The 11,203-nt window shown below is 71.3% G+C and carries 10 protein-coding genes; 3 read left to right on the forward strand and 7 right to left on the reverse strand.

Annotation, left to right across the window (positions count from 1 at the left end):
- The 4 genes from AB0C29_RS16435 to AB0C29_RS16450 all read right to left on the reverse strand — a co-directional run.
- Nucleotides 1-1,491 (reverse strand): Hsp70 family protein (locus tag AB0C29_RS16435; RefSeq protein ID WP_360820946.1); only part of this gene is annotated, 1,491 nt, incomplete at its 3' end.
- Between the two features lie 57 nt (nt 1,492-1,548).
- Nucleotides 1,549-2,676: a 23S rRNA (guanosine(2251)-2'-O)-methyltransferase RlmB gene (gene rlmB / locus AB0C29_RS16440; RefSeq protein WP_360820948.1), complete on the reverse strand. Its 1,128-nt coding sequence runs from the start codon at nt 2,674-2,676 to the stop codon at nt 1,549-1,551.
- Complete coding sequence (gene cysS / locus AB0C29_RS16445; protein WP_360820950.1) at nt 2,676-4,091, reverse strand: cysteine--tRNA ligase; 1,416 nt, start codon at nt 4,089-4,091, stop codon at nt 2,676-2,678. Before cysS ends, rlmB begins: the two co-directional genes overlap by 1 nt.
- Nucleotides 4,092-4,180: 89 nt before the next feature.
- The gene (locus AB0C29_RS16450; protein WP_360820952.1) at nt 4,181-5,581 is read right to left on the reverse strand and encodes a class II fumarate hydratase; all 1,401 of its coding nucleotides are present in this window, start codon (nt 5,579-5,581) and stop codon (nt 4,181-4,183) included.
- Nucleotides 5,582-5,713: 132 nt separating this feature from the next.
- On the opposite strand from AB0C29_RS16450, the gene AB0C29_RS16455 reads away from it, so the two are divergent.
- Nucleotides 5,714-6,235, forward strand: a complete 522-nt coding sequence (locus AB0C29_RS16455) for a hypothetical protein (RefSeq protein WP_360820954.1) — start codon at nt 5,714-5,716, stop codon at nt 6,233-6,235.
- A gap of 10 nt (nt 6,236-6,245) precedes the next feature.
- Here the strand turns inward: AB0C29_RS16455 and AB0C29_RS16460 are convergent, their stop codons facing one another.
- Together AB0C29_RS16460 and AB0C29_RS16465 are read right to left on the reverse strand one after the other, a co-directional pair.
- Nucleotides 6,246-7,913 carry a fumarate hydratase gene (locus tag AB0C29_RS16460; RefSeq protein ID WP_360820956.1) on the reverse strand — a complete coding sequence of 556 codons (1,668 nt, stop codon included), beginning with the start codon at nt 7,911-7,913 and terminating at the stop codon, nt 6,246-6,248.
- 59 nt (nt 7,914-7,972) lie between these two features.
- The gene (locus AB0C29_RS16465) at nt 7,973-9,094 is read right to left on the reverse strand and encodes a hypothetical protein (protein WP_360820958.1); all 1,122 of its coding nucleotides are present in this window, start codon (nt 9,092-9,094) and stop codon (nt 7,973-7,975) included.
- Between the two features lie 11 nt (nt 9,095-9,105).
- On the opposite strand from AB0C29_RS16465, the gene AB0C29_RS16470 reads away from it, so the two are divergent.
- Entirely contained in the window at nt 9,106-9,264 is a 159-nt protein-coding gene (locus tag AB0C29_RS16470) for a hypothetical protein (RefSeq protein WP_360820960.1), read from the forward strand.
- Nucleotides 9,265-9,353: 89 nt separating this feature from the next.
- Here AB0C29_RS16470 and AB0C29_RS16475 read toward each other — a convergent pair whose 3' ends face one another.
- Nucleotides 9,354-9,839 (reverse strand): Lrp/AsnC family transcriptional regulator, encoded by a 486-nt coding sequence (locus AB0C29_RS16475; protein ID WP_360820962.1) that lies wholly within the window; start codon nt 9,837-9,839, stop codon nt 9,354-9,356.
- An 88-nt stretch (nt 9,840-9,927) separates the two neighbouring features.
- On the opposite strand from AB0C29_RS16475, the gene hppD reads away from it, so the two are divergent.
- Nucleotides 9,928-11,082, forward strand: coding sequence for a 4-hydroxyphenylpyruvate dioxygenase (gene hppD / locus AB0C29_RS16480; RefSeq protein WP_360820964.1), 1,155 nt, complete (start codon nt 9,928-9,930; stop codon nt 11,080-11,082).
- The last annotated feature ends 121 nt before the right edge of the window (nt 11,083-11,203 follow it).

The following is an 11,203-nucleotide window of genomic DNA, read 5'->3' on the forward strand; positions in this document are numbered from 1 at the left end:
CGGCGGTGCTGCGGCGGGCGGCTTGGATTGTTGTGCCGAGGCCGCCCCCTGGGCGGAAGGCAGCGAGGCCGCGGCCACATCCGTCTCCGTGGAGATCGCCGCAGCGGCAGAGGTGGGTTGCATGGCTTCTGTACTGAGCAGCCTCGGTGCATCGCCCTCGGCCGCAGGCGCAGGATGAGTCATGGTGTCGGAGATCGGCGGCACCGCCGCCGGCCGCATCGGCGCAGCCGGCGTCGCCGCACTATCCGCCGCTCCAGCACCCACCGACCCGGCCGAGGCCGCCACACTCTCCGTTGTTGCCGCTCCCACCGAGTCGGCTTGATCCGCCGCCGCCGTGTGCCCGGGCTTGGCCGGCGCCTCAGCCCCCGTCCGCGCAGCCTGATCCGCCGCGGCGACCACGATGATCGCGCCCTCCGCCACCGGCAGTTCCGGCTGTTCCAGCACCGTAGGCGCGATCCCCAGCTCCCCGTGCAGCAGCCGGGCCACCAACGGCACCCGCGAAGACCCACCGACCAGGAACAACCCGGCCAGCTCGGTCGGCCCCACCCCGGCCGCCCGGATCACCACGCCGGCCTCGGCCACCCCGCGCCGCAGCAACGGCCCCGCAGCGGTCTCGAACTCGTCCCGGGTCAGATGCGCCGCGTGCTCCACCCCCGGCACCGGCACCGGAGCGAGCGCCGTACGGGAAAGCATCTCCTTCGCCCCGCGGACGTCCTCCCAGAACTGCCGCCGCGCCCGCCACTGGGCCAGGGTGACCGGCTCGGTCAGCGCTGCCCACGCACCTGGCTCGCTGCCGCTCAGCTCGGCGCCGAGATGCTCGACCAGCGCCGCGTCAAGATCGAGCCCGCCCAGGTCGTCGATACCGCCGGACGCAGCGACCGCGAACCGCGGCAGCCCCTCCGGCGTGACTCCCTCGTTGCGGACGACGGCGATGTCCAGCGTGCCGCCGCCGAAGTCGAAGACTGCCAGCGCCGAGCCGACCGGCACCGGGCGGCGCAGTACGTCCACGAAGTAACGCGCCGCCGCGACCGGCTCGGGCAGCAAATGCGTGGCCGGCGGCCATCCGGCTCGGGCCAGCGCCGTCGTCAGGACCTCGCGACGCCGGGCACCCCAGGCCGCCGGATAGGTCAGCACGGCCGGCGGCAGGAATCCCGTGGCCGCGACGGCCTCCCGGGCCACCGCGCCGAGCAGCGCCGCCAGCAGGTCAGCCGTCGGCACCTCGGTGTCGCCGAGCAGGACGGTCTCCGCGTCGACGTGCCGTTTCGGGTTCGGTTCCAGCCGGCCCGGCTCGGCCTGACCGAGCCGGACCGCGTCCCGGCCGACGTGCAGCCGGCCGGTTGTGTCCAGGTAGACCGCCGACGGCAGCAGCGGCTGGCCGTCGAAGAGCAACGGCCGGGTGCGGCCGTCGGGCCGGCGCAGCATCGCCACCGTGTGCGACGTGCCGAGGTCGACGCCGAGCAGCCAACCGCCGCGCGCCATGCCGTCGGTCATGCCCTGCTCCTCCGCGCCACGGTCCACTCGGCCCGTCACGTTACAGGCAGGCCGCGACTACCCGTAGATGCGGCGGCGGGACACTTCGGCGAGGGTGACCGCGGCGGCGACGCTGGCGTTCAGCGACTCCACCTCGGACATCATCGGGATGCTCACGCGCAGGTCGCAGGTCTCGCCGACCAGCCGGGACAGGCCGCGACCCTCGGAGCCGACGACCACCAGCAGCGGGCCGACAGCGACCTCGAGCTGGTACAGGTCGGTCTCGCCGTCGGCGTCCAGGCCGATCGCGGTGAAGCCGGCCTGCTGGGCCGCCTTGATCGAGCGGGTCAGGTTGACCACCTGGGACACCGGCACGCGCGCGGCCGCGCCGGCGCTGGTGCGCCACGCGGTCGCCGTGATGCCCGCTGCCCGGCGCTCGGTCATGAAGACGCCGTGCGCACCGAACGCGGCCACCGAGCGGATCACCGCACCCAGGTTGCGCGGGTCGGTCACCCCGTCGAGGGCCACCAGCAGCGGCGCGGTCTGCTCCATCGCCGCGGCCACGAGGTCGTCGAAATTCTCGTACGCGAACGGGGGCACCTGCAGCCCGACGCCCTGGTGCAGGACGCCGCCGGTCATCCGGTCGAGCTCGAGCCGGCTGATCTCCAGGATCGGGATGCCCCGGTCACCGGCCGTCCGGACGATCTCGACGACCCGGTCATCAAGATCGATGCCCTGCGCCACGTAGAGGGCCGTCGCCGGGATGGACGCGCGCAACGCCTCGTTCACCGGGTTGCGGCCGAGCAGCAGCTCGGGACCTTCCCGGGTCGGGTTGGACTTGCGTCCGGGGGCGATCCGGGGACCGGTGCGGCCCTGCGGGCGGTTGCCCCGCTGCTGGGCCGGCCGGCCGGTGGTGCCCCGGCCGCCGCCGCGACCCCAGGTGGTGTCCTTGGTGCCCGGGATGCCGACCTTGGGCGCGCGACCCTCGGCAGCGGCGGCGCGCCGCTCCTTCTCCTGCTTGCGCGCCGTCTTGTCGGGCAGCTTCTCCGTGCCGGAGTAGCCCTTGTGCCAGGGCCGCTCGTCGGCGGGCAGCGTCTTGCCCCGGCCCTTGAGGCCCGAGCTCGACCTGTTCTTACCGCCGGAGCCGGCGGTGGCGCCCTTCTTGGCCGACACGCGCTTGCTCACATTGAACGAATTTCCCGGCATCAGTGCTGCTCTCCTACCGTCCAGCGCGGCCCGGCCGGAGTGTCCTCCACCTGAACTCCCGCGTGTTTCAACTGGTCGCGGACCGAGTCGGCCGCCGCCCAGTCCTTGCGTGCGCGCGCCTGTGCGCGCTGCTCGAGTGCGAGCGCCACCAGCGAGTCGACGATCGGCTTGAGGTCGCCGCCCTCGTCGCCGCTGCGCCAGGCGTCGTCGAGCGGGTCCAGCCCCAGCACGCCCAGCATCGCCCTGACCTCGGTCAGGGCGGCGCGCACGCCGGTCTCGTCGCTCGCGGCCAGCGCGGTGTTGCCCTCGCGGATCGTGTCGTGCACGACGGCCAGCGCCGCCGAGGTGTTCAGGTCGTCGTTCATCGCCGCGGCGAAGGCCGGCGGCACGTCCTTCGGCCGGCCGGAGCCGACGACCTCGACCGCCCGCTGCACGAAACCCTCGATCCGGCGGTACGCCGTGGCGGCCTCTCGCAGCGCCTCGTCGGAGTAGTCGATGCGGGAGCGGTAGTGCGGCACGCCCAGGTAGTAGCGCAGCTCGACCGGGCGGATGCCCATGGCCAGCACCGCCTGCACGTCGATCACGTTGCCCAGCGACTTGCTCATCTTGGCCTCGCCGAGGTTGAGCAGCGCGTGGTGCACCCAGTAGCGGGCGAACGACAGCCCGGCCGAGTGCGACTGGGCGATCTCGTTCTCGTGGTGCGGGAAGGTCAGGTCGAGGCCGCCGCCGTGGATGTCGAACTCGGGGCCGAGGTAGCGCCGGGCCATCGCGGAGCACTCGATGTGCCAGCCGGGCCGGCCGCGGCCCCACGGGGAGGCCCAGGACGCGTCGCCCGGCTCGTCGGCCTTGACGCCCTTCCACAGGGCGAAGTCGGCGGGGTGGCGCTTGCCGCGTTCGGGGGCCTCGCCGGCGGAGAGCATGTCCTCCGGGCGCTGCCCGGACAGGGAGCCGTACTCGCGGTAGCTGGGGACGTCGAAGTACACGTCGCCGGTGCCCTCGGCCGACACGTACGCGTGCCCGCGCTCGATCAGCTCGGCGATCAGCTCGTGCATCTCGGTGATGTGCCCGGTGGCCAGCGGCTCGTACGTCGGTGGCAGCACGTTGAGGGCGCGGTAGTCGGCTTCGAGGACGAGCTTGTTCGCGTACGCGATCGCCCAGAAGGGGCGGCCCGTCTCCAGCGACTTCACCAGGATCTTGTCGTCCACGTCGGTGATGTTGCGGACGAAGGTCACGTCGAGGCCGATGTGCAGCAGCCAGCGCCGCAACACGTCGTAGTTGACCGCTGACCGCAGGTGGCCGATGTGCGGCACCGACTGGACGGTGAGGCCGCACAGGTAGATACCGACCTGACCGGGCGTCATCGGGACGAAGTCCCGGACGGATCGGGTCGCGGTGTCATGCAGGCGGAGCGTCACCGTACAAGGGTACCGACCTCCGCCACGAAGTAACCTCCCGCCCGAGTGACGCCGGGCGGGAGGTTATCCACAAGCTCGTCCACAGCCGCTCAGGGGCGGGTCATCCGGAGCACGTCGAGGGCCGTGTCGAGCTGCTCCTCGGTCAGCGTGCCGTTCGCCACGTGACCCCGCTCGATGACCACGGCGCGGATGGTCTTGTCCTCCTTGAGGGCCTGCTTGGCGATCGCCGCGGCCTCGTCGTAGCCGAGGAAGCGGTTGAGCGGCGTGACGATGGACGGCGATCCCTCGGCGTAGCCGCGGACCACGTCCTCGTTGACCTCGAGCCCGTCGATGCAGCGGTCGGCGAGCATCCGGGCCGCCGCGGCCAGCAGCTTGATCGACTCCAGCAGGTTGCGGGCCATCACCGGCAGCATCACGTTGAGCTCGAAGTCGCCCTGGGTGCCGGCGAAGGCCACCGCCGCGTCGTTGCCGATGACCTGGGCCACGACCTGGCGGACCGACTCGGGCACCACCGGGTTCACCTTGCCCGGCATGATCGACGAGCCCGGCTGCAGGTCGGGCAGGCGCAGCTCGCGCAGGCCGGCCCGCGGTCCCGAGCCCATCCAGCGGATGTCGTTCACGATCTTGTAGAGGCTGACGGCGACGACCCGGAGCTGCCCGGACGCCTCGACCAGCGCGTCCCGGGCGCCCTGGGCCTCGAAGTGGTTGCGCGCCTCGCTCAGCGGCAGCCCGGTCATCTCCTTGAGCAGCGAGATCACCGCGGGCGCGAAGCCGGGCGGGGTGTTCACCCCGGTGCCGACCGCGGTGCCACCCAGCGGCAGCTCGGCCAGCCGGGGCAGGGTGTCGGTGAGCCGGTCGATGCCGTTCTGGATCTGCGCCGCGTACCCGGAGAACTCCTGACCCAGGGTGACCGGCGTCGCGTCCATGAGGTGGGTACGGCCGGATTTGACGATCTGCGACCAGTCGTTGGCCTTCGCGCTCAGCGCGACCACGAGGTGGTCCAGGGCCGGGATCAGGCTGCTGGTCATCGCCTCGGTGGCAGCCAGGTGGATCGACGAGGGGAACACGTCGTTGCTGGACTGCGAGGCGTTGACGTGGTCGTTGGGGTGCACCGGCCGGCCCAGCGCCCGGGTGGCCAGCTCGGCGATGACCTCGTTGGTGTTCATGTTGGACGACGTGCCGGACCCCGTCTGGAACACGTCGATCGGGAACTGGTCGTCGTGACCACCGTCGGCGACGTGCGCGGCGGCCGTCACGATGGCCTTGGCCAGGTCGTCCTCCAGCACCCCCAGCGACGCGTTGACCTGCGCGGCCGCGCCCTTGATCTGGGCCAGGGCCCGGATGTGCGCGGGTTCGAGCCCACGTCCGGAGATCGGGAAGTTCTCCACCGCCCGCTGGGTCTGCGCCCGCCAGAGGGCGTCGGCCGGGACCCGGACCTCGCCCATGGTGTCGCGTTCGATCCGGTAACCACTCTCGTCAGTCGTCGTCACACTTCCATCCTGCCCCCGGCGGCCGGGGTCCGCAGTTGATCCGGGCCACTGTCGAGCCCGGTTGGACGTCACCCGGGCCGGAACGTATCGTCGCCAGGGGTTTGGACTTCCCCGACGAACAGGATCTTTGTCATGCGAACCGCCCTCACCGCTGTCTCTCTCGCCTGCGTGCTGCTCACCGCGGCCGCCTGCAGCAGCGACGACAACGGCGCCGAGCCGATCGCCGAAGCACCTGTGGCGGAGGCGCCCTCGTCGGTGACGAGCACCGTGCCGGAGCCGGACTACGAAGCCAGCGACCGCAAGGTCTGCGCGACGCTGACCAAGGTCTTCGACGCGGACGTGGCCCAGTTCGGCACCGCGATGGGCAAGATGATCGCCTACAAGGAGGCGAAGCAGACCCCCGAGGCGGAGCAGGCCCGCAAGTCGGCCAGCAAGGAGCTCAAGGAGGTCGCCGCCAAGGTGCGCCAGGCCACCGCGGACGCCGAGAACCCCGAGCTCAAGCAGGCCGGCGCGGTGTCGGCGACGAAGTTCGCCAAGAGCGCCGACGACAAGGCCCTCTTCGACAAGGTGAAGACCACCAAGGACCTGGACCGGACGCTGGCGACGAAGATGCCCGACTGGATGGACCCGGTCGCCGGCCTCTGCGGGAGCTGAGCGCCGGGCCCTACCGCCGGCCGATGCTCAGCACCGGCTTGGTGACCTCGGCGAAGAAGTCGTTGCCCTTGTCGTCCACCACGATGAAGGCCGGGAAGTCCTCGACCTCGATCTTCCAGACCGCTTCCATGCCGAGCTCCGGATACTCCAGGACCTCGACGTGGCGGATGCAGTCCTGGGCCAGCCGGGCCGCCGGGCCGCCGATCGAGCCCAGGTAGAAGCCGCCGTGGCTCTGGCAGGCGCTGGTCACCTGGCCGGAGCGGTTGCCCTTGGCCAGCATCACCAGGGAGCCGCCCGCGGCCTGGAACTTCTCCACGTAGGCGTCCATCCGGCCGGCGGTCGTCGGGCCGAAGGAGCCCGACGCGTAGCCCTCGGGCGTCTTGGCCGGGCCCGCGTAGTAGACCGCGTGGTCGCGCAGGTACTGCGGCATCGGCTCACCGGCGTCGAGGCGTTCGGCGATCTTCGCGTGCGCGATGTCGCGGGCGACGACCAGCGGGCCGGTCAGCGAGAGCCGGGTCTTGACCGGATACTTGCTCAGCTCGGCCCGGATCTCGGCCATCGGCCGGTTCAGGTCGACCCGGACGACCTCGTCGGTCTCCAGGTTGTCGTCGGTCACGTCCGGCAGGTAGCGGGCCGGGTCCGGCTCGAGGCGCTCCAGCCAGACGCCCGAAGGGGTGATCTTCGCCAGCGCCTGCCGGTCGGCCGAGCAGGAGACCGCGATCGCCACCGGGCAGGACGCGCCGTGCCGGGGCAGGCGGATCACCCGTACGTCGTGGCAGAAGTAACGGCCGCCGAACTGTGCGCCGATGCCGAAGTCGCGGGTCAGCTCGAGGACGGCTGCCTCCAGCTCGACGTCGCGGAAGCCGTGCGCGGACATCGAGCCGGCCCGGGGCAGGTTGTCCAGGTACTTCGCGCTGGCCAGCTTGGCGGTCTTGAGGGCGTACTCGGCGCTGGTGCCGCCGATCACGACCGCGAGATGGTACGGCGGGCAGGCCGACGTGCCGATCAGGCGCAGCTTCTCGTCCAGGAACTCCATCATCCGCGCCGGGTTCAGCAGCGCCTTGGTCTCCTGGTAGAGGTACGACTTGTTGGCCGAGCCGCCGCCCTTGGCCATGAACAGGAACTTGTACGCGTCCGGCTGGCCGCCCGGGTCCTCGGCGTAGAGCTCGATCTGGGCCGGCAGGTTGGAGCCGGTGTTGCGCTCGTCCCACATCGTCAGCGGCGCGAGCTGCGAGTAGCGCAGGTTCAGCCGGGTGTACGCCTGGTAGACGCCCTGGGCGATGGCCTGCTCGTCGGTGCCGTCGGTCAGCACGTGCCGGCCGCGCTTGCCCATCACGATCGCCGTACCGGTGTCCTGGCACATCGGCAGCACGCCGCCGGCCGCGATGTTGGCGTTGCGCAGCAGGTCCAGGGCCACGAACCGGTCGTTCGGGGAGGCCTTCGGGTCGTCGATGATGGACCGCAGCTGGGCCAGGTGGGCCGGGCGCAGGAAGTGCGCGATGTCGTGCATGGCCTCGGCCGTCAGCAGCGTGAGCAAGCTCGGGTCGACGGTCAGGAACCGCCGGCCGCCGGGCCCCTCGACCACGTCGACACCCTCGTCGGCCAGGAGTCGGTACTCGGTCAGGTCGTCACCCGTCGGCAACAGTGGCGAGTACGAGAAAGCGGCGGCTCTGCTCATGACGGGCAAGCCTAGGCCAGCGCCCGTACGAGGCGCGAACCAGCACGGTCACGGGTCGATCACTGTGCGGGCGACGAGCCGAACGGCAGGTACGCCATGTCCCGCCCGGCGACCAGGATCAGGCCCCCCGGTCCCACCGCGAAGACCTTCGCATCGGTACGCGCTTCGGTCAGCACCCCACCGGTACGCGGGCTCAGCGCGATCACCCGGGCCGGCTTGCGCTGGGCCACCACCGCCGCGTACGGCGTCAGCGCGGCCTGCGTGTCCGCGGTGATGCCCCGCCGCCAGGCCACCTTGCCCCGGCCGAAGGACCGGGCCACCAGCGTCCGCTTGTCCTCGGTACGGACCAGCGCGTACTGGTCGTCGACGGCGAGGACGTCCTGGCCCCGTTCACCCCGCCAGAGCACCCGGCCGTCGTGGGCGGAGATCAGCTCGCGGCGGCCCACCGGGTCGACGCCGAGCACGACCTCGTCCCCGCCGGCCGGGTCGTGTTCCTGCTTGCAGGACGACCCGTTGTCGGCGGTCCGCAGGTTGAGCCCGTCCCGCTGCCAGACCGGCCGGCCGTTGGGCGGGTCGTTCGCGACGACGCCGTAGTAACAGGTGCCGTCGCGGGCCTCGCCGGTGACCGTGAGGACCCGGCTGCCGACGACGGCGACACGCTGGTCCCGGGCCGGGGTACGGGTCTGCACGACCCGCCCCTGGGCGGTGTCGATCACGTCGATCTTGCCGTCGCCGGGCAGACCGACGAGGTTGGGCAGCCGCCTCGGCCCGGCCGCCCGGCTGTCGATCTGCGACGAGCTCAGCGGCTGCGTGTCGGGCAGGTCCGGGTTGGCGGCGTCCAGCACGAAGCCGATGCCCGGGGTGCCGATCGTCCACATCGGCTTGCTGCCGCGCGGCTCCCAGGCGCTCAGCTCACACTCGCCGGCCTTGGGGCAGCGCAGGTCGAGGACCGCGTCGGAGTAGGTCCATACGGCGGTGGCCTGGGTGTCGCGGCGGCGGACCGCGCCGGTGGCCGGGTCCAGGACCTCGTACCCCTTGGTCAGCAGGCGCCCGACGACCACGACCGCGTCGCTGTCGCCGCCGGCGACACCGGCCCAGTCGGCATCCGACTTCCAGAGCCGGACCCCGGCGGTGATCCCCGTACGCCTCGACGGAGGTTCGGTATTCGACCACGACAGCACCGCCGCTGATCGTGACGCTGCGCGGTGAGCCGCCGATGGGGGTCTGCCAGGTGGCGACGCCTTCGGCGATCGGGTCGCTCTGGTTGATCCAGGACCAGATCTTCGGGAACGGGTTCCACACGCCGGTGGTGGCCAGGATGACGACGACCACGACGCCGACCAGCGCGTAGCCTTTCGCCGACCCGCCGGAAGCCACGTCGGACACGGTAACGAGATCGACAGGCCCCGACCGCGAGCCCGAAAGGCCCGTGTCGCGGGCTTATGCCCGGCTTGCCGCCCGGACCAGCGGCATCGTGCGGTACGGGATCTGCTCGGCCAGCGCGATGATGGTCGACGCCCGCAGGATCCCCTCGTAGGTGACGATCTCGTCGATGACCCGTTGCAGGTCGGCGTTCGAACGGGCCACGATCCGGCACATCAGGTCCCCGCTGCCGGTGATCGTGTGCGCCTCGAGGACCTCCGGGATGTCCGCCAGGTGCGCGGTCACCGCCGGGTGGCCGTACCGCTGACTGATCTCCAGGGTGACGAAGCTCATCACGCCGTAGCCGATCGCGGCCGGCGACACGTCCGGGCCGAAGCCGCGGATCGCGCCCCGCGCGATCAGCTTGTCCAGCCGGGCCTGGACCGTGCCGCGGGCCACCGCCAGCCGGCGGGAGAGCTCCAGCACGCCGATCCGGGGCTCCGCCGCGAGCAGCGCGAGGAGCTTGCCGTCGAGCGCGTCCAACTGCACATCTTGTCCAGCCATATTGCCTCAGCACTCTACCGAATGTGCAGACTGACCAGCAGCAAATCCAACTATTGCCCAGCAGGCGACGGAGGGCCAGCCTCTGGACATGACGCAGATGTTGGAAACCGCCACCGAGACCGTCGACGTTTTCCCCGTCAAGGGCGTCGACCACCTCCAGTTCCTCGTGGGCAACGCCAAGCAGGCCGCCCACTACTACTCGACCGCCTTCGGGATGACCTGCGTGGCCTACCGCGGTCCCGAGCAGGGCTTCCGCGACTACGCCGAGTACGTGCTGGTCAGCGGCTCGGCCCGATTCGTGATCACCGGGGCGGTGCACGCCGGGGCGCCGCTCGCCGGGCACGTCACCAGGCACAGCGACGGCATCTTCGACATCGCGCTGGCCGTGCCGGACGTGGACGCGGCGTACAAGCACGCCCTCTCGGCCGGCGCCACCTCGGTCAGCGAGCCGCACGACCTCACCGACGAGCACGGCACCGTCCGGCTCGCCGCCATCGCCGCGTACGGCGACACCATCCACACCCTGATCGACCGCTCGAAGTACGACGGGCCGTTCCTGCCCGGCTTCGTGGCCCGCGGCCCGATCGTCGACCGGCAGCCCGCGATCGACGCCGGCCTGCAGCCCAAGCGCTTCTTCCAGGCGGTCGACCACGTCGTCGGCAACGTCGAGCTCGGCAAGATGGACGAGTGGGTGGCCTTCTACGGCCGGGTGATGGGCTTCACGAACATGGCCGAGTTCATCGGGGACGACATCGCCACCGACTACTCCGCGCTGATGTCGAAGGTCGTCGCCGACGGCACCCGCAAGGTCAAGTTCCCGCTCAACGAGCCGGCCGTGTCGCAGCGCAAGTCGCAGATCGACGAGTACCTGGAGTTCTACGGCGGCCCCGGCGCCCAGCACATCGCAGTGGCCACCAACGACATCCTGGCCAGCGTCGACGCGATGCGGGCGGCCGGCTGCGAGTTCCTCGACACGCCGGACTCGTACTACGACGACCCCGAGCTGCGGGCGCGCATCGGTGAGGTGCGGGCCCCGATCGAGGAGCTGAAGAAGCGCAAGATCCTGGTCGACCGGGACGAGGACGGCTATCTGCTGCAGATCTTCACCAAGCCCGTGCAGGACCGCCCGACCGTCTTCTTCGAGCTGATCGAGCGGCACGGGTCGCTCGGCTTCGGCAAGGGCAACTTCAAGGCCCTGTTCGAGGCCATCGAGCGGGAGCAAGAGCTGCGCGGAAACCTGTAACACTGTCTCCGTGACGCAAGCGAACGACGACGCCGCGGCCGCGGCCGGCGGGGGCGCCCCGGTGGGCGCGAACGAGTGGGACGGCTACGCGGCGGCGGTGGTGTCGGATGCGGGCGTCGAG

Origin of the sequence: Actinoplanes sp. NPDC048791, assembly GCF_040650095.1 — a bacterium.
GTDB lineage: Bacteria > Actinomycetota > Actinomycetes > Mycobacteriales > Micromonosporaceae > Actinoplanes.